At 64.2% G+C, this 19,232-nt stretch carries 21 protein-coding genes, 1 tRNA gene and 1 pseudogene; 10 read left to right on the top strand and 13 right to left on the bottom strand.

Annotation, left to right across the window (positions count from 1 at the left end; translation table 11 throughout):
• The first annotated feature begins 8 nt into the window (after positions 1 to 8).
• Positions 9 to 299, top strand: coding sequence for a YggT family protein (locus C7441_RS17415; protein WP_019170862.1), 291 nt, complete (start codon positions 9 to 11; stop codon positions 297 to 299).
• Positions 300 to 337: 38 nt separating this feature from the next.
• Here the strand turns inward: C7441_RS17415 and C7441_RS17410 are convergent, their stop codons facing one another.
• The 4 genes from C7441_RS17410 to C7441_RS17395 all read right to left on the bottom strand — a co-directional run bounded on the left by C7441_RS17410 (position 338) and on the right by C7441_RS17395 (position 2,871).
• Complete coding sequence (locus C7441_RS17410; protein WP_019170861.1) at positions 338 to 556, bottom strand: Trm112 family protein; 219 nt, start codon at positions 554 to 556, stop codon at positions 338 to 340.
• A gap of 8 nt (positions 557 to 564) precedes the next feature.
• The gene (locus C7441_RS17405; protein WP_109613977.1) at positions 565 to 1,236 is read right to left on the bottom strand and encodes an LON peptidase substrate-binding domain-containing protein; all 672 of its coding nucleotides are present in this window, start codon (positions 1,234 to 1,236) and stop codon (positions 565 to 567) included.
• A 72-nt stretch (positions 1,237 to 1,308) separates the two neighbouring features.
• Positions 1,309 to 2,289, bottom strand: a complete 981-nt coding sequence (gene trxA / locus C7441_RS17400) for a thioredoxin (RefSeq protein WP_109613976.1) — start codon at positions 2,287 to 2,289, stop codon at positions 1,309 to 1,311.
• An 84-nt stretch (positions 2,290 to 2,373) separates the two neighbouring features.
• On the bottom strand, positions 2,374 to 2,871 hold the full coding sequence (locus C7441_RS17395; protein ID WP_109613975.1) for a prolyl-tRNA synthetase associated domain-containing protein: 498 nt from the start codon (positions 2,869 to 2,871) through the stop codon (positions 2,374 to 2,376).
• 223 nt (positions 2,872 to 3,094) lie between these two features.
• Between C7441_RS17395 and C7441_RS17390 the strand changes: the two genes are divergently transcribed.
• Positions 3,095 to 3,169 (top strand) — tRNA-Gly (locus C7441_RS17390).
• A 292-nt stretch (positions 3,170 to 3,461) separates the two neighbouring features.
• The gene (acs, locus tag C7441_RS17385; RefSeq protein WP_109613974.1) at positions 3,462 to 5,414 is read left to right on the top strand and encodes an acetate--CoA ligase; all 1,953 of its coding nucleotides are present in this window, start codon (positions 3,462 to 3,464) and stop codon (positions 5,412 to 5,414) included.
• A gap of 111 nt (positions 5,415 to 5,525) precedes the next feature.
• Here the strand turns inward: acs and C7441_RS24420 are convergent.
• Positions 5,526 to 5,633, bottom strand: a pseudogene (locus C7441_RS24420) (excalibur calcium-binding domain-containing protein); the annotation flags it as partial.
• A 530-nt stretch (positions 5,634 to 6,163) separates the two neighbouring features.
• The gene (locus tag C7441_RS17375) at positions 6,164 to 7,384 is read right to left on the bottom strand and encodes an argininosuccinate synthase (protein WP_109613973.1); all 1,221 of its coding nucleotides are present in this window, start codon (positions 7,382 to 7,384) and stop codon (positions 6,164 to 6,166) included.
• A 169-nt stretch (positions 7,385 to 7,553) separates the two neighbouring features.
• Here C7441_RS17375 and C7441_RS17370 point away from each other — a divergent pair, with 169 nt between their 5' ends.
• Positions 7,554 to 8,198 carry a LysE family translocator gene (locus C7441_RS17370; protein ID WP_109613972.1) on the top strand — a complete coding sequence of 215 codons (645 nt, stop codon included), beginning with the start codon at positions 7,554 to 7,556 and terminating at the stop codon, positions 8,196 to 8,198.
• Here C7441_RS17370 and C7441_RS17365 read toward each other — a convergent pair.
• The gene (locus C7441_RS17365) at positions 8,179 to 8,676 is read right to left on the bottom strand and encodes a hypothetical protein (RefSeq protein WP_109613971.1); all 498 of its coding nucleotides are present in this window, start codon (positions 8,674 to 8,676) and stop codon (positions 8,179 to 8,181) included. The two genes, C7441_RS17370 and C7441_RS17365, sit on opposite strands and share 20 nt — an antisense overlap.
• Positions 8,673 to 9,905, bottom strand: coding sequence for a dual-specificity RNA methyltransferase RlmN (gene rlmN / locus C7441_RS17360; RefSeq protein WP_109613970.1), 1,233 nt, complete (start codon positions 9,903 to 9,905; stop codon positions 8,673 to 8,675). Before rlmN ends, C7441_RS17365 begins: the two co-directional genes overlap by 4 nt.
• Before the next feature lie 215 nt (positions 9,906 to 10,120).
• On the opposite strand from rlmN, the gene C7441_RS17355 reads away from it, so the two are divergent.
• Positions 10,121 to 11,494 (top strand): chloride channel protein, encoded by a 1,374-nt coding sequence (locus C7441_RS17355; RefSeq protein WP_109614035.1) that lies wholly within the window; start codon positions 10,121 to 10,123, stop codon positions 11,492 to 11,494.
• A gap of 62 nt (positions 11,495 to 11,556) precedes the next feature.
• On the opposite strand, the gene C7441_RS17350 is transcribed toward C7441_RS17355, so the two are convergent.
• Both C7441_RS17350 and C7441_RS17345 read right to left on the bottom strand, forming a co-directional pair.
• Positions 11,557 to 12,060: an invasion associated locus B family protein gene (locus C7441_RS17350; protein WP_109613969.1), complete on the bottom strand. Its 504-nt coding sequence runs from the start codon at positions 12,058 to 12,060 to the stop codon at positions 11,557 to 11,559.
• A 307-nt stretch (positions 12,061 to 12,367) separates the two neighbouring features.
• Positions 12,368 to 12,718 carry a YkvA family protein gene (locus C7441_RS17345; RefSeq protein ID WP_019170851.1) on the bottom strand — a complete coding sequence of 117 codons (351 nt, stop codon included), beginning with the start codon at positions 12,716 to 12,718 and terminating at the stop codon, positions 12,368 to 12,370.
• A 178-nt stretch (positions 12,719 to 12,896) separates the two neighbouring features.
• On the opposite strand from C7441_RS17345, the gene C7441_RS17340 reads away from it, so the two are divergent.
• Entirely contained in the window at positions 12,897 to 13,334 is a 438-nt protein-coding gene (locus tag C7441_RS17340; protein ID WP_019170850.1) for an OsmC family protein, read from the top strand.
• Positions 13,335 to 13,403: 69 nt separating this feature from the next.
• On the opposite strand, the gene C7441_RS17335 is transcribed toward C7441_RS17340, so the two are convergent.
• From C7441_RS17335 to C7441_RS17325, 3 genes are all read right to left on the bottom strand, one after another.
• The gene (locus C7441_RS17335; RefSeq protein WP_109613968.1) at positions 13,404 to 13,901 is read right to left on the bottom strand and encodes a hypothetical protein; all 498 of its coding nucleotides are present in this window, start codon (positions 13,899 to 13,901) and stop codon (positions 13,404 to 13,406) included.
• 88 nt (positions 13,902 to 13,989) lie between these two features.
• Positions 13,990 to 15,057 (bottom strand): TraB/GumN family protein, encoded by a 1,068-nt coding sequence (locus C7441_RS17330; RefSeq protein WP_109613967.1) that lies wholly within the window; start codon positions 15,055 to 15,057, stop codon positions 13,990 to 13,992.
• 77 nt (positions 15,058 to 15,134) lie between these two features.
• Positions 15,135 to 16,076, bottom strand: a complete 942-nt coding sequence (locus C7441_RS17325; RefSeq protein ID WP_109613966.1) for a tyrosine recombinase XerC — start codon at positions 16,074 to 16,076, stop codon at positions 15,135 to 15,137.
• A gap of 116 nt (positions 16,077 to 16,192) precedes the next feature.
• Between C7441_RS17325 and rimM the strand changes: the two genes are divergently transcribed.
• From rimM to C7441_RS17305, 4 genes are all read left to right on the top strand, one after another.
• Positions 16,193 to 16,777: a ribosome maturation factor RimM gene (gene rimM / locus C7441_RS17320; protein ID WP_109613965.1), complete on the top strand. Its 585-nt coding sequence runs from the start codon at positions 16,193 to 16,195 to the stop codon at positions 16,775 to 16,777.
• Complete coding sequence (gene trmD, locus C7441_RS17315) at positions 16,774 to 17,502, top strand: tRNA (guanosine(37)-N1)-methyltransferase TrmD (RefSeq protein ID WP_109613964.1); 729 nt, start codon at positions 16,774 to 16,776, stop codon at positions 17,500 to 17,502. The genes rimM and trmD overlap by 4 nt, the downstream gene beginning before the upstream one ends.
• Before the next feature lie 192 nt (positions 17,503 to 17,694).
• Entirely contained in the window at positions 17,695 to 18,219 is a 525-nt protein-coding gene (gene rplS / locus C7441_RS17310) for a 50S ribosomal protein L19 (protein WP_109613963.1), read from the top strand.
• Between the two features lie 82 nt (positions 18,220 to 18,301).
• The gene (locus C7441_RS17305; RefSeq protein WP_109613962.1) at positions 18,302 to 19,117 is read left to right on the top strand and encodes a class I SAM-dependent methyltransferase; all 816 of its coding nucleotides are present in this window, start codon (positions 18,302 to 18,304) and stop codon (positions 19,115 to 19,117) included.
• Positions 19,118 to 19,232 lie beyond the last annotated feature (115 nt).

Raw genomic sequence — 19,232 nt, 5'->3', positions numbered from 1 at the left:
AGAACGGCATGATCGCCCTCATACAGACCCTCGTTCTGGCGCTGGACATCTACTGGTGGATTATCATCGCCGCGGCCATCTATTCCTGGCTCTACGCGTTCAATGTCGTGAATTCGCGCAACCAGTTCGTCGGCGCGATCGGCAATTTCCTGTTCCGCGCCACCGAGCCCGTGCTGGGGCCGATCCGTCGCGCCCTGCCCGATCTCGGCGGCATCGACATCTCTCCCATCGTCGTGCTGCTGGTCATTTTCTTCCTGCGTCAGTTCCTGCTGACGACGGTGCTGCGGCTGGTCGTCTGACACGCCGCCGCTGCCGGCGGCCATCGTAACAGGGGGTGCTATTTCGTGCCGGGGCGGAGCGCGTCGTCGTCGGCATCGATCGATCGCGCCTCCGAGGGCAGCATCACCGGGATGCCGTCACGGACGGGATAGGCGAGCCTGGCAAGGCGCGACACCAGCTCCTGCTTTTCCGCATCCCAGGTCAATGGCCCCTTGGTCAGGGGGCAGGCGAGCAGTTCCAGCAGTTTCACATCGACCGTGGGCTTGTCCTGTCTCACGGGCGTCCTCACTGCAGGCCGGAGCCGAACTCGTCATTTTCGCGCGCCAGCGTCATTTCGGTGATCGCGATCAGCGTGTCGGCCCGTGTCTTCAGGTCGGGGGCTTCCAGCAGCGCCTGCTTTTCAGCAGCGCCGTAGGGAACCATCATCGACAGCGCATTGACCAGCATGGCGTTCTCGGCCCGGCTGACGCTGTCCCAGTCGGCTTCCAGATCGTTGGCCTCAAGATAGGCGCGAAACGCCTTCAGCAAAGCCAGGCGGTTGATTTCCGTGCCCGTCGGGTCTTCGGACAGATCGGCCACGAACGGCATGATCCGGCATTGCCGGAACGGGCCTTTCGCGCTCACTTCCTGCACGATGCGAAACCGGCACACACCCTGCAACGAGATCAGATAGCGGCCGTCGCCGGTCTCGGTTAAGGAGGTGATGCGTCCGAGGCACCCGACCTCGCTCAGTTCGGGCTCGCCGTCCGCGCGCAACGCTCCGTCCAGCGCCGGCTGGATCATGCCCAGAAGCCGGCCCCCGCCGATGGCCTCATCGACCATCTGCAGATAGCGCGGCTCGAAGATATTGAGCGGCATGCGGCCGCCCGGCAAAAGCAGCGCCCCCACCAGCGGAAATACCGCAATCGTCGTCGGTATGTCCTTCTCGAAACGGTAGTGCGCGTTTCCCGCCTGCATTTCTCCTCCGCTCCACGCTCTATCATCTGGAGCGCCGGGGGCCGCATGCAAGGGCGCCCGGCGCTCGCCTGTTCACGAAAACAGCAGCGACGACAATTTGCGGCGGCTGGCCAGCGTCACCTCGTCAGTCATGCCCCATGCCTCGAAAAGCTGGAGGAGCTGCGTGCGCGCCGCATCGTCGTTCCAGCCGCGGTCGGTCCTGACGATCGTCAACAGATTGTCGGCAGCCTCGGCACGCTGGCCCAGAGCGTTCTGGATCATGGCCAGGTCGAAGCGGGCCTGGTGGTCTTTCGGGTTTGCCGCAAGCCGGGCCTCGAATTCCTTCGGATCGCCGAGAGAGGCGGCCTGCGTGGCCAGTGCGATCTTGGCTCGCACGCCGGCGAGTGCAGGGGCATCGGCCTTGTCGGCGGGCGCACGCGCCAGCACCTCCTCGGCACCGGCCGCGTCGCCGGCGTCGAACAGCAGATCGGCAAGGCCGGCCAGCGCCTCGACATTGTCGGGCGCCTGCTGCAGCACCGAATCGAAGATGGCCGCTGCCGTGTTCGCATCGCCGGCGTCGCGCGCCTGGGCGGCCGCGGCGAGCGCCTCTTCAAGCTGCGGACCCGCATCCTTGCCGGCAATACGGTCGATGAATTCGCGAATCTGGCTTTCGGGGACCGCGCCCATGAAACCGTCCACCGGCTGGCCATCCTTGAAGGCGATGACGGCGGGAATGGACTGGATGCCGAGCTGGCCGGCCACGGAAGGATGGTCGTCGATGTTCATCTTGACCAGCTTGACGCGCCCGCCCGCCTGCTGGACCGTCTTCTCCAGCGCCGGAGCCAGTTGCTTGCAGGGACCGCACCAGGGCGCCCAGAAATCGACCAGAACGGGCTGGCGGCGCGATTCCTGCAACACGTCGGCGGCAAAGCCGGATGTGGTCGTGTCCTTGATGAGGGACGCGTCATCGGGGGCCGCAGCGCCGTTGCCGGCCGGTGCGGGCTGGCTGCCGAAGGTCATGGTCGTCGTATAGCTGTTGTCGGCTCCGCCGAACGAATTGTCTTGATTGCTCATCACTGTCCTTTCGGCGTCACCGCCTGGCAAACCTTTTTCCCATGAAAGCATGGGCGAAACGTATCCTTGTCCTCCATTTGGCAATCAACCGGAGACTTTCAAGACGAGCGGCTCATGGCCCGTCGCTTCCACGAAGGTGAGAAGGTCGTCGCGGCCGATCGTCGTGGTCGCTTCATTGGTCAGCGGATGGGCGTTGATCACGTCATTGTCCATCAATGCGCTGTCCAGTACCAGCTTCACCCGCTTGTCGCTGTCGTTGATGAGACCGAACACCGTTACCGAGCCGGGCACGACGCCGAGCAATTCCATCAGCGCCTCGGGCTTGCCGAAGGAAACGCGGCTGGAAGCCCCGATCAGATGATGGATCTGCTTGAGATCGACCTCGGCGTCCTCGTCCACCGTAACCAGGAAGAAATTGTCCTTCTTGTCCTTCAGGAAGAGGTTCTTGGTGTGGCCGCCGGCGATCTCGCCGCGCAGCGACTGCGAATCGGCAACGGTGAACAAGGGGGGATGCTGTTTCGTCGTGACCGCAATGCCCAGCGATTCGAGAAAGGCGAGAAGCTCGTCGGGAGTCTTTGGCATGGATGATGTTTTTCCGGGCTGATTGTCGCTGTCCCCGGTTATTGGCCAAGGCGGCGCGATACACAATCCCCTGCCCGTCCCGTGCCGCGGATATGGATGAAAGCGGCTTTCGAAAAAATTACGGGTTGATCCGGAGAAGTTGCAAAAAGCGCTATTTTCTCTGTTGCAATCCTGAAGCTCTTCGGCCATATAGGCGTCGCTTCGGTCGACAAAGACCGCGCGAGCGGGTGTAGCTCAGGGGTAGAGCACAACCTTGCCAAGGTTGGGGTCGAGCGTTCGAATCGCTTCACCCGCTCCAATTACTCCACGAAAAAGGCCGCGGTTTTCCGCGGCTTTTTCGTTTTCCGGACAATGAAGCAACGCTGGCAAACAACGTTGGCGGCAATGCCCGCCCGGGGATACTTCCCGCCCGGACACCGCCGCCGCGAACGCACCGGCCGCCGGCATCTGGGCGCATTTTGCTCGACGCCATCCGAACCCAAGGTCTAATATTGTCCCCTGCGACGGAATGATATTAATTCGCTCGAATATTCAGCGCGCCAGTCGCGCGGCGAACCGTTTTTGCCGTTCGCAATTTCTGGGGAGAGAAAATGTCCGACACCAAGGTCTACCGCGTTCAGCCGGCATGGAAGAAAGATGCTCTGATCGACAACGACACCTACCAGAAATGGTATGCCGACAGCGTGAAGGATCCGGACAAATTCTGGGGCAAGCACGGCAAGCGGATCGACTGGTTCAAGCCTTATACCAAGGTCAAGAACGCCTCCTTCGGCGGCAATGTGTCGATCAAATGGTTCGAGGACGGCGTGACGAACGTCTCCTACAACTGCATCGACCGCCATCTGAAGAAGCGCGGCAACCAGACCGCCATCATCTGGGAAGGCGACAATCCCTACGACGACAGGAAGATCACCTATAACGAGCTCTACGAGCATGTCTGCCGCATGGCCAACGTGCTCAAGAAGCATGGCGTCAAACGAGGCGATCGCGTTACCATCTACATGCCGATGATCCCCGAGGCGGCCTATGCGATGCTGGCCTGCACGCGCATCGGCGCCGTGCATTCGGTGGTGTTCGGCGGTTTCTCGCCGGACGCCCTGGCCGGGCGCATCGTGGACTGCGAATCGACCTTCGTCATCACCGCCGACGAGGGCCTGCGGGGCGGCCGGACCATCCCGCTGAAGGAGAACACCGACAAGGCGATCGACATCGCCGCGCGCAACAACGTCACCGTCAAGAACGTGCTGGTGGTGCGCCGCACCGCCGGGAAGATCGCCTGGTTCGACAAGCGCGACCTCTGGTATCACGACGAGGCAGCCTCGGTGAAACCGGATTGCAAGCCGGCGGAGATGAAGGCGGAGGACCCGCTGTTCATCCTCTACACCTCCGGCTCGACCGGCAAGCCGAAGGGCGTCCTGCACACCACGGGCGGCTATCTCGTCTATGCGTCGATGACCCACCAATATGTCTTCGATTATCATGACGGCGACATCTACTGGTGCACGGCCGATGTCGGCTGGGTCACCGGTCACAGCTATATCCTCTATGGCCCGCTCGCCAATGGCGCGACGACGCTGATGTTCGAGGGCGTGCCGAACTATCCCTCGCCCTCGCGCTTCTGGGATGTGGTGGACAAGCACAAGGTCAACATCTTCTACACCGCCCCGACCGCCATCCGCGCGCTGATGGGCGCGGGCGACGAATGGGTGAAGAAGTCCTCGCGCAAGAGCCTGCGCGTGATGGGTTCGGTGGGTGAGCCGATCAACCCGGAGGCCTGGGAATGGTATTTCAACGTCGTCGGCGAAAAGAAGGTGCCGATCGTCGACACCTGGTGGCAGACGGAAAATGGCGGCATCCTGATCTCGCCGCTGCCCGGCGCCACCGATCTCAAGCCCGGTTCGGCAACCCGGCCGTTCTTCGGCGTGGTGCCGCAGATCGTCGACAATGACGGCGAGGTCATCGAAGGCACCGGCTCGGGCAATCTGTGCATCACCGAGCCGTGGCCGGGCATGATGCGCACCGTCTATGGCGACCACCAGCGCTTCATCGAGACCTATTTCGCCACCTACAAGGGTAAATATTTCACTGGCGACGGCTGCCGCCGCGACGAGGACGGCTATTACTGGATCACCGGCCGCGTGGACGACGTCATCAACGTCTCCGGGCACCGCATGGGCACGGCGGAAGTGGAATCGGCGCTGGTCAGCCACGACAAGGTGTCGGAAGCTGCCGTCGTGGGCTATCCGCACGACATCAAGGGGCAGGGCATCTACAGCTATGTCACGCTGATGGCGGGCGTCGATGCCACCGAGGACCTGCGCACGGAACTCATCGCCCATGTGCGCAAGGAGATCGGGCCGATCGCCTCGCCCGACAAGATCCAGTTCGCGCCGGGTCTGCCCAAGACCCGCTCGGGCAAGATCATGCGCCGCATCCTGCGCAAGATCGCCGAGGACGATTTCGGCGCGCTCGGCGACACGTCGACGCTCGCCGATCCGGCCGTGGTCGATGACCTGATCGAGCATCGCCAGAACAAGAAGTGAGAAAAGCCGCGGGGCCGGGCCACGGCCCCGCAGGCATCGGCAGCAGCAGCCGATCCGCTTTCTGATCTGCTCCACCTGTTCGCGGGTGGAGCAGACGTTCTCGCAAGGGATGCCGTCATTGTCGCCGTCGGCGCGGCTGTAGCCGCCGCACCAGAGTTCGACCGCTTCCTCGCAGGACCTAACCTGCTTGCAGCTTTTCGCAATCGCATGTGTCGGCATCAGTGCGGCGAGCGCGACTGCCAGCGATGCCATGCGCACAGGCCGCATCATTGTTTCCCCCGTCGACGCAGCATAGGCCCGCAGTGCGCGAACTCAACCGCATGTCACGAAGGTCTTGCGCAAGCGGCAGAAAGCTCCCACATTGTGTTGCATGTTCAACCAATCGAAAGGAGGTGATCCGATGTCGAGTGATTTCGTTTTCCGGAGTGAGGTCTCGGCGGATTGCCTTCGCGGGGAGCAGCCTCTTCGCTGAAGCGCATGACGTGCGGCCGCTCCCTTGAGGATCACGGCTGACGACCGCACGCCGGACGAAAGAACGGGGCCGCCTGCTTCGAAAGAAGCGGCGGCCTTTTCTTTGGGAGGCATCATCCCGAACCGAAGGCCGCGCCGGCGAAAAGTGGAAACCGGGTTTCGGAAAAGATCATGCTCAACAGGTAGATAGCGAAACGCCGGCCCGAAGGCCGGCGGTTGGAACATTTTGCAGCCAGGCGGTAACGCCTGGCGTCGCGCAAAATGCGGCTAAGACTATGTCAGCGGCGGTCGCGCGCGGCCAGCGTGCGCAGGCGCAGCGCGTTGAGCTTGATGAAGCCCGCCGCGTCCTTCTGGTCGTAGGCGCCCTGATCGTCCTCGAAGGTGACGAGCTTGTCGGAATAAAGCGACTTTTCGCTCTCGCGGCCGATCACCATCACATTGCCCTTGTAGAGCTTGAGCGTGACTTCGCCTTCCACTTGTCTCTGGCTGAGGTCGATTGCCGCCTGCAGCATTTCGCGCTCGGGCGAGAACCAGAAGCCGTAGTAGATCAGTTCGGCATAGCGCGGCATCAGCTCGTCCTTGAGGTGGGCTGCACCCCGGTCGAGCGTGATGCTCTCGATGGCGCGATGCGCGGCCAGCAGGATCGTGCCGCCCGGCGTTTCATAAACCCCGCGTGACTTCATGCCGACGAAACGGTTTTCCACGAGGTCGAGACGGCCGATGCCGTTGTCGCGGCCATATTCGTTGAGCCTGGTGAGCAGCGTTGCCGGGCTCATGCGCACGCCGTTGATGGATACGGCGTCACCCTTCTCGAAACCGATCTTGATGACGGTCGCCTTGTCGGGCGCGGCTTCCGGCGAAATGGTGCGCATATGCACATATTCGGGCGCTTCCAGCGCCGGGTCTTCCAGCACCTTGCCCTCGGAGGAGGAGTGCAGCAGGTTGGCGTCGACGGAGAACGGGGCTTCGCCCTTCTTGTCCTTGGCGACCGGGATCTGGTGCTGCTCGGCGAATTCCAGCAGTTGCGTGCGGCTCTTGAAAGCCCAGTCGCGCCACGGCGCGATGATCTTGATGTCGGGGTTCAGCGCATAGGCCGAAAGCTCGAAGCGGACCTGGTCGTTGCCCTTGCCGGTCGCGCCGTGGGCGATGGCGTCGGCGCCGGTCTTGTCGGCGATCTCGATCAGGTGCTTTGAGATCAGGGGGCGGGCGATCGAGGTGCCGAGCAGATAGACGCCTTCATAGACGGCATTGGCGCGGAACATCGGGAAGACGAAATCGCGCACGAATTCCTCGCGCACGTCTTCGACGAAGATTTCCTTGATGCCGAGCATCTCGGCCTTCTTGCGCGCCGGCTCAAGTTCCTCGCCCTGGCCGAGATCGGCGGTGAAGGTCACGACTTCCGCGCCCAGTTCCGTCTGTAGCCATTTCAGGATGATGGAGGTGTCGAGGCCGCCGGAATAGGCGAGCACGACCTTTTTCACGTCTTTCCACTTGGACATAGTCGATCCGGTTCCTGTTGCCGCGCGCCGCCCTCGCGGCACCGCTTCCGGCGGCACTTTTAACAGGAACGGCGAGGCGGGCAAGGCTTGTCCTGCCGGCGTTTTGTGCGTGGCATGGCATGGCGGTTTCGATTATGCTGCCGCTCACGCTACAATGAGCCTCCCACACATGTCCTTCGTTCCCGAAATCGCCATCATACTGCAATTCGCAGCTGCCACCTTCATCATCGCCATCACGCCGGGCCCGGACATGACGCTGTTCGTCGGCCGCGCGCTGTCTGAAGGGCGGGGAGCGGGCTTTGCCTGCATGTCCGGCGCCTTCACCGGCATCGTCATCCATACCGTTCTGGTGGCGGTCGGCCTGTCCGCGCTGATCGTGGCGTCGCCACAGGCCTTCATGGTGCTGAAAGCAGGTGGCGCCGGCTATCTGCTCTGGCTTGCCTGGCAGGCCGTCAGGAACGGTTCCGCCTTCGCGCCGGAAAAGATGAAGGGGTCGGGCGCGCACAGCCTGTTCCAGAACTGGCTGACGGGTTTGGGCATCAACCTGCTCAACCCGAAGATCATCCTGTTCTTCATGACCTTCCTGCCGCAATTCGTCTCGGCGCACGACCCGTATGCGCCACAGAAACTGTTCTTCCTCGGGCTGCTGTTCATCCCTCTGTCGCTGCCGCTGACGGCGACGATGGTGATCGCGGCCGACAGGTTCTCCGGGCTCTTGCGCAAAAGCCCGCGCGTCACGCGTGTGGTGGACTATCTGTTCGCAGGCGTGTTTTCGGCCTTCGCGCTGAAGATCATCACGGCGCAGGCGCGCTAGGCGGCAGACGCGTATCCTGTCGCCAGCTACCCGCCGAGCGGCCGGCGATCAGCCAGTAGGCAATGCCGCCGACAAGCCCGGCGCCGACGAACAGCAACGCCATTTGCGGTTGGTCCAGCCGGGGAAGGTCGAAGCCTTCGTCGCCAAAGTCCTGCGTGGCATTCATGCCGGCAAACATGAGACCGATGGCGGCCAGCGCCACGGCCCCGCCGCCGAGCGCATGGGTCAGCCAGTCGCGCTTGCCGAGAAATTCCGTGGCTAGCACCGCGAGCAACGCCGGCAGGAAAGCAAAATAGGCGACGAACAGCGCCGTGAACGGGATGGTGAATATGAACGCCGGGGCGATCGAGCCATCCGGCCCCATCCCGAGGGGCCCGAACATCAGGATGTTCACGAAGGCGCTCGCGGCAAGCGACGCGCCGATATAGCCCAGAAGAATGACCGCCAGCCGCAAGACGATGGCCAGCACGCCGGTCACGCTTCGCCGTGCCCCGCGATCATCATGGCTTCCAGCGCCAGGCGCTCGGACTTCTTCAGCCGCTCCGATTCCGACTTGAGCTGGCCGCAGGCGGCCAGGATGTCGCGGCCGCGCGGCGTGCGGATCGGCGAGGCATAGCCGGCCGCGTTGATATAGTCGGCAAACTTCTCGATCTGCTCCCAATCCGAGCACTGGTAGTTCGAGCCCGGCCACGGGTTGAACGGGATCAGGTTGATCTTGGCCGGAATGCCCTTCAGCAGCTTCACCAGCGCCTTGGCGTCGTCGAGGCTGTCATTGACCTCCTTCAGCATCACATATTCGAAGGTGATGCGCCGCGCATTGGACAGGCCCGGATATTCCCGGCAGGCCTTCATCAGTTCCTTGAGCGAGAACTTCTTGTTGATCGGCACCAGGAGGTCGCGCAAATCGTCATTGGTGGCGTGCAGCGAGATCGCCAGCATGACGCCGATCTCCTCGCCGGTGCGGTAGATTTCGGGCACGACGCCGGAGGTGGAGAGCGTGATGCGGCGCTTCGACAGCGCCAGCCCGTCGCCGTCGGAGGCGATCAGCAGCGCCTTCTTCACCGCCTCGAAATTGTAGAGCGGCTCGCCCATGCCCATCATGACGATGTTGGACACCTTGCGCCCCTCGCTCGGCACGATGGCGCCGGCCGGCGTGTCGCGGTCGGGGAAGTCGCCCAGCCGGTCGCGGGCCGACAGAAGCTGGGCGAGGATTTCCTCGGCGGTGAGGTTGCGCACCAGCTTCTGCGTGCCGGTGTGGCAAAACGAGCAGGTCAGGGTGCAGCCCACCTGGCTGGAGATGCACAGCGTGCCGCGCCCTTCTTCGGGGATGTAGACGGTTTCGATCTCGACCGGACGGCCCGCTCCGCGCGGCGGAAAGCGGAACAGCCATTTGCGCGTGCCGTCGTTGGAAATCTGCTCCTCGACGATTTCGGGGCGGCCGATGGAAAAATGCTCGGCGAGCGCCGCGCGCAGATCCTTCGATATGTTGAACATATGCGCGAAGTCGGAGACGCCGCGCACATAGAGCCAGTGCCAGAGCTGCTGCACGCGCATCTTGGCCTGGCGCTCGGGCACGATGCCGGCATTGACGAGTGCTTTCGCCATCTCGGCGCGCGTCAGGCCGATCAGCGAAGCCTTTTCCTGCGCCATGCCGGGGCGCAACGCGTTGCGGGTGCTGTCAGCAGTGAGATCGAGCGAAAAAGCCATGATACGGAATTTCTGGGGTTGTGTTGCCGCCTCTGGCGGACCGAAAGCGCGCACATAGCACGACTTGGCGTCCGCGTCACGGTCCCAGAGATGGTGTTGTCGCAAAGCAATGCCAAGTGCGCAACCATCCAGCACCTTATCGGCAAAGGTTGACAGGCACGGAACGCGTCCTGTTGATGCCCGGCAGGCAGGATCGCAGCAAAAGGACGTCCGCATTGGCCCGAAGCGCGAAACGAATTCCGATGCTCCGGCGCTCGCGGGCCATCCTCACATCGCGGCGCGTCTGGCAGCCGCGACTGGTATTCTGGGCCGGCGCGCTTGCCATCGGCCTCATCAGCGTGCTCTTCGCCAAGCTGGCCGACGCCGCACAGCACCTGTTCAAGCTGACGACCGCAGGCGAAGGCTGGAACGCCTGGCTGCCGCTTGTCGTCACGCCGGCGGGCTTTGTCGCCTGCGCGTGGGCGGCCTTCGTCCTGTTTCCGGGCTCGCAGGGCAGCGGCATACCGCAGGCAATCGCCGCGCGGCACTTGCGGGAGGATGCGGAACGCAGCCGCCTGTTGTCGCTGCGGCTGGCGGCGGGCAAGATCCTGCTCACCGTGGTCGGCCTGTTCTGCGGCGCTTCCATCGGCCGCGAAGGCCCGACCGTGCAGGTCGGCGCGTCGATCATGCTGCAGGCGGCGCGCTGGGGCGGCATGGCGCAGGCGCGCGGGCTCATCCTCGCCGGTTCGGCGGCAGGCATCGCGGCCGCCTTCAACACGCCGCTCGCGGGCATCGTCTTTGCCATCGAGGAGATGGGCCGTTCCTATCAGGCGCGCACAAACGGGCTGGTGCTTTCGGCCGTCATCCTGGCGGGCCTGGCCTCCCTCGGCCTCGTCGGCAACTACACCTATTTCGGCGTCACCGACGTCACCGCCGCCTTTCCCGGCGACTGGCCGCTGGTCATCGTCTGCGGCGTCCTCGGCGGCGCGCTCGGCGCCAGCTTCAGCACGCTCGCGCTGAAAGCCTCGCGGCGCGTCCGCCGCTGGCTGACGCCTTCGCCGCTGAAGCGCACCCTGCTGCTTGCCGGCGGCTGCGGCCTCGGCGTGGCCGTCATCGGCCTCCTGTCGGGCGGGCTCACCTTCGGCACCGGCTATGAGCAGGCGTGCGGCGCGATCGAAGGCGCGCCGCTGCCCTGGCTGTTCTTCGTGGAAAAACTCGCCGCCGGCCTGCTGTCGATGATCTCCGGCATTCCCGGCGGCATCTTCGCGCCCTCGCTGGCGGTGGGCGCGGGGCTCGGCAGCTCGCTCGGCCTGCTGTTCGGCTCCAATATCGGCCTTGCGGCCGTGCTTGGCATGGCCGGTTATTTCGCCGGCGTCGTGCAGGCGCCGATGACCGCCTTCGTCATCATCCTGGAGATGACCGGCAACCATGACAATGTCATTGCGCTGATGTTCGCCTCGATGCTCGGCTACGGCACGGCGCGCATCATCTCGCGCGAGCCGCTTTATCACGCGCTGTCGCGCGTCTTCGCGGCCGATGCGCTGAGACGGCGCCGCGCCGAAGCGGCGGCCACGCAGCATGCGCAGGATGCGTCCCGCGCGCCGAACTGACGCAGGAAACTAAAAAAGGCCGGATCGCAGGATCCGGCCTCGAAGAAACAGGGAAAAGCGTCTTACTTGCAGGCCGAGATCGACTGCAGTGCCGCCGAAATGCCCTTCAGCGAGAACGTGTATTCGGTGGGGTTGCCGCGTCCGGACTTGGCCGCGACCTTCATGTCCGCGCCGCCCTTCATGGCGGCGATCAGCAACGGCTCCTCGGCGGCGTTTTCCACCCAGGCCGACTTGCCGCGCGTGAACATGGTGAAGTTCTTGTTGCCCACCGTGACCGTGACCTTGGAATTGGCCTGGAAGTCGTAGGAGGCGATGAACTGCGGCTCGTAGGAAACCGACTGGCCGGGCCGCTGGCTGACGAAGAAGAAGATGTCGCCATGGTCGAGATTGGTCGGCTGCTTGTCGGTGGGAACCGTCAGGACGTAGCAGACCTTACCGGTATTGGCCTGATAGCTGTAGGTGCCCCATGCATTGTGCTGGCCAATCTTGGTGGCCGACTGGGCAAGCGAGGGGGCGGCGCTGGCAACCAGAAACAGGCTCGTAGCGAGAGCAATGAATGGGCGCATTGTTTTTGAATTCCCTGTTCTTTGCATGGTGTGGGAGGCGGGCAGTCAGGATTCGCCCTGCCCGGCTGGGTTCATTTTGATTTAATCTGGGTTACCAAAGCGTGAATACGTCTTAAAAAGTCATTTCCGCCATGGCATCGACGCCCTTTGCACACGCCGCAAAAAGCGGTCGACACCGTCCCTGACAGCGGTTGAAAGCCACGAAAGCGGCAAGAATTTGACTCTGCGTTTCAGCCTGCAATGTTTGCGTCAACAGGAAATGCCGCCCCGGCATGCGAAGTTGCGGGGGCGGCTTGTACGAAAAAGCTCAGTCCTGGCGGGCAAGTGCTTCCCGCGCCGCCAGCCGGTGGGCGGGGGTCATGTGGGCGCTGACCGCAGCGATCGCAGCCGTCAGCACGGCGATGTCGTCGGTGAAGCCGATGCCGGCCAGAACGTCGGGAACCGCATCGAAGGGCAGCACGAAATAGGCCAGTGCCGCAAGCAATATGCCCTTCGCTTTCAGCGGGGTCTGCCTGTCGAGCGCGCAATAATAGCCTGCCACCACTTCGTCCATGAAGGGGATGTGGCGGGCTGCCTTTTTTGCCGTGCGCCAGAATTTCTCACGCACCTTCTTCTCGTCGCCGGCAATCGTGCCGGTGTCGAAACCGGTTTTGGTCATTCAAGCTCTCCTGTCCGCCATTATGTGGGAAGATCGTGCGCGAAACGCAAGATCGGAGCGGCAAAGGGCCAGTCTGGCGCGCCCGAGGGAAAATCCTGATGGCCACCGGCAGGCAAGGCTCTATATTCGCACGGGTCGCCGCATTGCCGGCGATGGAAAAATCAGGAGGAAGAGAAACATGCATCGCCAAGCAACCGCCGTCTGGAAGGGAAGCCTGACCGAAGGGAACGGCACGCTCGACACGCAAAGCGGCACGCTTGCGTCCACGCCCTATTCGTTCAAGGGTCGCTTCCAGGACGAAAGCGGGAAATCCGGCACCAATCCCGAGGAACTGATCGCGGCCGCCCATGCCGGGTGCTTTGCCATGCAGCTTTCGCACTTCCTCGCCGAGAACGGCACGCCCGCCGAAAAGCTCGACGCCAAAGCGGTGGTGACCTATGGACCGGCGGCGGGCGGCGGCTTCGAGATCACCGAAAGCGCCTTGACGCTGGTCGGCACCGTGCCGGGCATCGATGCCGCGAAGTTCAAGGAGCTTGCCGAGCAGGCTAAGGCCGGCTGCCCGGTCTCCAGGGCGCTCGGCGCCATCAAGGTATCGCTGGACGCAAAGCTCGGCTGAGCCGGCGCTATTTCGAATATGCCAAGGCCCGCCATCTGGCGGGCCTTTTTTGCGTCCGCTGCCTGAGCGCTATTGTGCAGGCGCCGGCTGTGTCGGTGCAGGTGCGGGTTGGGCTGGCGCGTTCGACTGCGGTTCCGGCGTTGTTGCCGGTGGGGTGGGCGTCGTCGATTCCGGTGCGGGCGCCGGGGCAGTCGGCGCAGGCTGTGCAGGTGCCGGTTGCGTTGGCGTGGTCGATTGCGGTTCCGGCGTGGCGGGTGCTGCCGGAGCAGTGGGTGCGGTCGTTTCCGGCGCAGGTGTCGCCGGCGCTGCCGGCTCGGTCGTCGTCTGGCCCTCGGGCTCTACCGGCGTATTGGCCACGCCGGGGAAGAAGATGAAATAGGCGATCACCGCAAGAACGACCACGATGGCCGCGATCAGCAACATGCTGCCGCCGCTGACGGATTGCTGCGTGGCGGGGTTGGAGGCCGGATTGCGCGGCTCGGCCTGGCCCAGCTTCGGGTCGATCGGGGGAGGCGTCTTTGCCGGATCGTTCGCCTGCGGATCGGGCATGCGTTCGGGCTTGGCCATGATCAAGTCTCCGTCGGTTGCATGCGCCTATAACGGCCAAGACGATATTTGGTTTCACCGGATCGTGATCGACCCGCCAAGAGCATGTTCAGCCCGCTGCGGTGAGCGTGTAGCCGCGTGCGCGTAGCAGTTCGATCAACCCGTCGGCGCCCGGCAGGTGCATGGCGCCGACCGCGATGAAGGCGTTGCCCCGTTTCAGGATCGGCTCGGCCCGCTCGGCCATGGTGCGGTTGCGCGCCGTCACCATCGTCTCGTCGAAGGCGGCGAAGCCGTCGTCTGTGCCCGCTTCATCGGGAAGCACGGCGCGAAACAACGGCCAGAACATGCCGGTGTCGCCGTGCTGGTAGAGCACGATCATGGTTTCGTTCACATCATCGATGCGCTCGCCGAGCTTCAGCGTGTCGACGAGCCCCTTGATGTGGAATTCCATCGGCAGCGACGCCATGGCGCGCAACTGGTCGGCAACCGTCTCCAGCCCGTCGATCTCCTTGCCGGCGGCCTCGGCGTCCCTGGCCAGCTTGACGTCCAGCACCGGCGCGCCGTCAGCCTTGCGCGCGAGTTCGCAGGCGGGCAGGGCGACCATCGCCGAAAGCATCCACGGCTTCATCTTGTCGACGCTGCCGGCCGGGATACCGCGCGCATCGAGCGCCTTTTCCACCATCTCCACATCCTGCGGCGGCAGGAGCGACGTAAGCGTCGTGCCGTCGGTGAACATGGTGAGATCAGGCTCCTTCATGATGGCGGCCATCATTTTGGACTGGTCGAGGATTTCGGTGGTCTCGATCACCACCATGTCAGCCGCCTCGTAGGCCTGTTGTGCCGGGGCGGGCATGGTCGTCACGCGCGGATCGGCCATATGCATGGTGCCGAACAGATAGGACGGCTTTTCGCCGGCCTTCTCGATCTTCCACAGAAGGCCCTTGCCGTTCGGCGTCTTGTCCGCCTCGTCCCTGATCGAGGCCGCCAGCGCCGGGTCGCTTTTTTCGAGCGACGCCAGCATATCGATGCCCTTGCAGGCAGGCGCCTCGGCATGGGCCTTGCCCATGGCCAGCATCATGGTGACGACGAAGGAGATGAAAAACAGGACATTGAGCCCGACGATCAGGACGAGTGTCGCGAGCGCGGTGCGGTCGGCGATTGCGAGAGCGCGTTTCATGCCACCAGCGTTAAGCGCAAAAAGCGGCAAAACCGTTAACCGGACGTGGCGAATTTTCGACGCGGGCGGCCGGCGTGTCATGCGCGCGGATGCGCCGCCTCATAGATGTCGAGCAGCCGTGCCGTATCGACCCCTGTATAGACCTGCGTGGTCGAGAGGCTGGCATGGCCGAGCAGTTCCTGAATGGTGCGCAGATCGCCGCCGCGCCCGAGCAGATGGGTGGCGAAGGAATGGCGCAGCGCATGCGGCGTCGCCGTGTCGGCAAGCCCAAGCGCGGAACGTAGCTTCTGCATCTCGCGCTGGATGATCGCCGGATTGAGCGGCCCGCCGCGCGCGCCGCGAAACAACGGTGTTTCGGCCGCGAGATGATAAGGGCAAAGCTTGCGATATTCGGCAACCGCCGACAGCGCCACCGGCAGCACCGGCACCAGCCGCGTCTTGCCGCCCTTGCCGGTGATGCGCAACGCTGTTTCTTCGGCGCTTGTGAGTTCGCCTCCGGAGAGCCCCAGCGCTTCGGAAATGCGCAGGCCACAGCCGTAAAGCAGCGTCAGCACGGCGGCGTTGCGCGCCGCGATCCATGGTTCTTCGGCAAGCTGCTCCTGCGCCGAGACGACGCGTTTGGCGTCCGCCGCGGTGAGCGGCTTGGGTAACGATTTGGGCTGGCGCGGGGCGCGCAGCGCCGCAGCACCGGCGGCATTGGCAAGACCGCGGCGTTCCAGAAAGCGCAGGAAGGAGCGGACGCCCGCAAGGCCGCGCCCCAGCGTGCGCGCACCGGCCCCATCGCCGCGCCGCGCGGCGAGGAAGGCGCGCAGATCGGCCGGGCGCAGTTCGCTGATATCGGCGATGCCCGGCGCGCCGCCGCAATGGCCGGTGAGGAACTGGAGGAACTGGCGCGTGTCGCGTTCATAGGCCTCCACGGTCAGGGCCGACAGACGCCGCTCGCCGGCCAGCGCCTTCAGCCAGCTTTCACGCGCCTGCTGGAGGTCGGGGCGGGCGGAGATGAGAAATTCCTGCTGCATGGTCCATCTGTGATTTGCCTGCGCCCATGCTGATGCCTGCGGGTTAGCAAGGCGTGAAGGCATCGTTGAAATCGGCGAAAGGCGGGGATAGAGACGGGCAAAGGACAATTTTGCTCATGCCCAAGCCTGAAAATCCCATCCAGATGGCCGTGATCGGCGCTCCGCACGGCGTGCGCGGCGAACTGCGCGTCAAGACCTTCACCGGCGATCCGCTGGCGCTGGGCGACTACGGCCCGCTCTTTTCGAAGGACGGCCGTGCCTTCGAGGTCATCGACATCCGCCCGGCCAAGACCGTCGTGGTCGTGCGCTTCAAGGGCGTGAACGGCCGCGACGCCGCCGAGGCGTTGAACGGCACTGAGCTGTTCATCGACCGCTCGGCCCTGCCCGACGACGGCGAGGAGGACGAATTTTACCACGCCGACCTGATCGGCCTTGCGGTGAAGGACGAAACCGGCGCCGCGGTCGGCAGGGTGACGGCGGTGCAGAATTTCGGCGGCGGCGACATTCTCGAAATCAGCCATGCCGGCAGGAAGGGCGTGCTCGTGCCCTTCACCGAGGCCGCAGTGCCCGAGATCGACATCAAGGCCGGTTTCCTGCGCATCGACACGGTTGCCGCCGGGCTCGTCGAGGAATCCGGCGACGAAGAGCAAGGCGCGGACGCGCGGGAGCGCGGCCCGAAGGATGCCGGAGGCGACCGGTGAGCGGCTTTCGCGCCTCGGTGCTGACGCTTTACCCGGAGATGTTTCCGGGCGCGCTGGGGCTTTCGCTGGCCGGGCGGGCGCTGGAGCGCGGCGACTGGTCGCTTGAAGCCGTGCAGATCCGCGATTTCGCCACAGACCGCCATCGCACGGTGGACGACACGCCCGCAGGCGGCGGCGCCGGCATGGTGATGCGCGCCGATATTCTGGCGAAGGCCATCGACGCCACCGCCCCGGCGGATGATCCGCGCCCAAAACTGCTGATGAGCCCGCGCGGAAAGCCGCTGACGCAGGCGCGCGTGCGCGAGCTTGCGGCCGGTCCCGGCGCCATCGTCCTGTGCGGACGCTTCGAGGGGGTGGACCAGCGCATCATCGAGGCGCGCGGGCTGGAGGAAGTCTCGATCGGCGATTTCATCCTCTCGGGCGGTGAGCCGGCCGCATTGGTGCTGCTCGATGCGGTGGTACGCCTGCTGCCCGGCGTCATGGGCAATGACAGTTCGGGCGACGAGGAAAGTTTCGAGAACGGCCTGCTGGAGCACCCGCATTACACCCGCCCGCAGGACTTCGAGGGGCGGCCTATTCCCGACGTGCTCATTTCCGGCAACCATGCGAAAATCGCGGCATGGCGACGGGCCGAAGCCGAGAAACTGACGCGGGAACGCCGCCCGGACCTCTATTCGGCCCATGAAATCGCAGAAAGCGCCAAAAAAGCCGCGCCCAAGAGGTGACAATCGGCGCGGAAGCGTGTATGTGCGCGACCGCAATCGGGAGTATGATGCTTCCGAACCCGTCAACAAGGACGGTGAAACCGCCCCTGCCTCCGATCCCTTGCGGGAGAAGGGCATAGCCGAACGGTCGTGGAACTGGATCGGCGAGCGTCGGGCGCTCTGGCTGTTGAGAACGAAGAAGAGGTTATTGCGATGGACATCATCCGTCAGCTCGAGGCCGAACAGGCCGCCAAGATCGAAGCCAAGCGCAAGCTCCCCGAATTCCAGCCGGGCGACACCGTCCGCGTGCTGGTTCGCGTCACCGAAGGTTCGCGCACCCGCGTCCAGGCCTATGAAGGCGTCGTCATCGCGCGTTCGGGCTCGGGCTTCCAGGAAAATTTCACCGTGCGCAAGATCTCCTACGGCGAAGGCGTGGAGCGCGTGTTCCCGGTCTACTCGCCGATGGTCGAGGGCGTCGAAGTCGTCCGTCGCGGCAAGGTCCGCCGCGCCAAGCTCTACTACCTGCGCGATCGTCGCGGCAAGTCGGCCCGTATTTCGGAAAACACCGGCGTGCGCGCCCGCAAGCTGAACGAAGCCGAGCGTGATGCGCTGAACGCCGAGAAGGCGCGCATCGAAGCCGAGAAGATCGCCGCCGCCGAGGCCCTGGCCGCCGAAAAGGCCGCCCAGGAAGCCGCCGAGAAGGCTGCTGCAGCCGAGGCCGAAAAGGCCGCCGAATAGTTCCTGCGAAGGGACTTTGGACGAAAGGCGGCTCCGGCCGCCTTTTTTGTTCCTTGTTTTCCAGCCGTCGGGAGGAGAGACGATGGACGCGTTCAAGCAGGCCAATCTGCGCAACTGGGACAACCGCGCCGAACTTCATTCCACTGACACCACCGGCAGCTACCGCATCGCGAAAGTGCTGGCCGGCGGCTCGTCCCTTCACGCGCTGGAAGCTGGCGAAATCGGCGATATCAGCGGCAAGGACATCGTCCACCTGCAATGCCATATCGGCCTCGACACGCTCAGCCTCAAGCATCTGGGGGCCGCGAGCGTTACCGGTCTCGACTTTTCACCCAAGGCGATTGCGGCGGCGCGCGACTTTGCCAGGCGCGCCGGCACCGATGCCCGTTTCGTGGAGGCCCCGGTTTACGACGCGCCCGAAGTGCTCGGCCGTACCTACGACATGGTGTTCGTCACCTGGGGCGCCATCAACTGGCTGGACGACATCTTCCGCTGGGCAAGGGTGGTGTCGGCGCTGCTGCGCCCCGGCGGCAAGCTCTATCTGCTCGAAGGCCATCCGCAGATGAACCAGCTCGAGGCCAGGAACGGCAAGCTCGAGCTGGAATATGGCTGGCGCACGCCCGGCGAAACGCCGCTGGCATGGAACGACAGCCAGACCTATACGGGCGACGAAAGGCAACTGACCCACACGCGCTGCTATGAGTGGCTTCATCCGTTGAGCGACATCGTCAACGCGCTGATCGGGGCGGGGCTGAGGATCGATTTCCTCAACGAGCATGAGATCGTCGTATGGCGTGCCTTCCCCGATCTCGTCGAACTCGGCGGCGAGCAGTTCGCGCTGCCGGATTCCTCGCCGAAAATTCCGCTCTCCTTCTCCATCGGCGCCACGAAACCGTAGGTTGGAAGCGTGGCGGCCGGCACCGGGCGCATTTTTCGCGCCATGGGCTGTCCGGCAGCATGGCCGTCTCTTGCATGCCGCTATCAGTCGGCTAATCTGGCCGTCAATTCTGTCT

The organism is Pseudaminobacter salicylatoxidans, assembly GCF_003148475.1.
Classification (GTDB): Bacteria; Pseudomonadota; Alphaproteobacteria; order Rhizobiales; family Rhizobiaceae; genus Pseudaminobacter; species Pseudaminobacter salicylatoxidans.
This window is presented reverse-complemented; position numbering and strand designations above follow the sequence as displayed.

Bases quoted from the DNA above. Each gene is read 5' to 3' on its own strand.
- C7441_RS17415 (WP_019170862.1), top strand. From the start codon at position 9: ATGATCGCCCTCATACAGACCCTCGTTCTGGCGCTGGACATCTACTGG.
- C7441_RS17405 (WP_109613977.1), bottom strand. From the start codon at position 1,236: ATGCAGGCGGGAAACGCGCACTACCGTTTCGAGAAGGACATACCGACG.
- trxA (WP_109613976.1), bottom strand. From the start codon at position 2,289: ATGAGCAATCAAGACAATTCGTTCGGCGGAGCCGACAACAGCTATACG.
- C7441_RS17395 (WP_109613975.1), bottom strand. From the start codon at position 2,871: ATGCCAAAGACTCCCGACGAGCTTCTCGCCTTTCTCGAATCGCTGGGC.
- acs (WP_109613974.1), top strand. From the start codon at position 3,462: ATGTCCGACACCAAGGTCTACCGCGTTCAGCCGGCATGGAAGAAAGAT.
- C7441_RS17375 (WP_109613973.1), bottom strand. From the start codon at position 7,384: ATGTCCAAGTGGAAAGACGTGAAAAAGGTCGTGCTCGCCTATTCCGGC.
- C7441_RS17370 (WP_109613972.1), top strand. From the start codon at position 7,554: ATGTCCTTCGTTCCCGAAATCGCCATCATACTGCAATTCGCAGCTGCC.
- rlmN (WP_109613970.1), bottom strand. From the start codon at position 9,905: ATGGCTTTTTCGCTCGATCTCACTGCTGACAGCACCCGCAACGCGTTG.
- C7441_RS17350 (WP_109613969.1), bottom strand. From the start codon at position 12,060: ATGCGCCCATTCATTGCTCTCGCTACGAGCCTGTTTCTGGTTGCCAGC.
- C7441_RS17345 (WP_019170851.1), bottom strand. From the start codon at position 12,718: ATGACCAAAACCGGTTTCGACACCGGCACGATTGCCGGCGACGAGAAG.
- C7441_RS17340 (WP_019170850.1), top strand. From the start codon at position 12,897: ATGCATCGCCAAGCAACCGCCGTCTGGAAGGGAAGCCTGACCGAAGGG.
- C7441_RS17335 (WP_109613968.1), bottom strand. From the start codon at position 13,901: ATGGCCAAGCCCGAACGCATGCCCGATCCGCAGGCGAACGATCCGGCA.
- C7441_RS17330 (WP_109613967.1), bottom strand. From the start codon at position 15,057: ATGAAACGCGCTCTCGCAATCGCCGACCGCACCGCGCTCGCGACACTC.
- C7441_RS17325 (WP_109613966.1), bottom strand. From the start codon at position 16,076: ATGCAGCAGGAATTTCTCATCTCCGCCCGCCCCGACCTCCAGCAGGCG.
- rimM (WP_109613965.1), top strand. From the start codon at position 16,193: ATGCCCAAGCCTGAAAATCCCATCCAGATGGCCGTGATCGGCGCTCCG.
- rplS (WP_109613963.1), top strand. From the start codon at position 17,695: ATGGACATCATCCGTCAGCTCGAGGCCGAACAGGCCGCCAAGATCGAA.
- C7441_RS17305 (WP_109613962.1), top strand. From the start codon at position 18,302: ATGGACGCGTTCAAGCAGGCCAATCTGCGCAACTGGGACAACCGCGCC.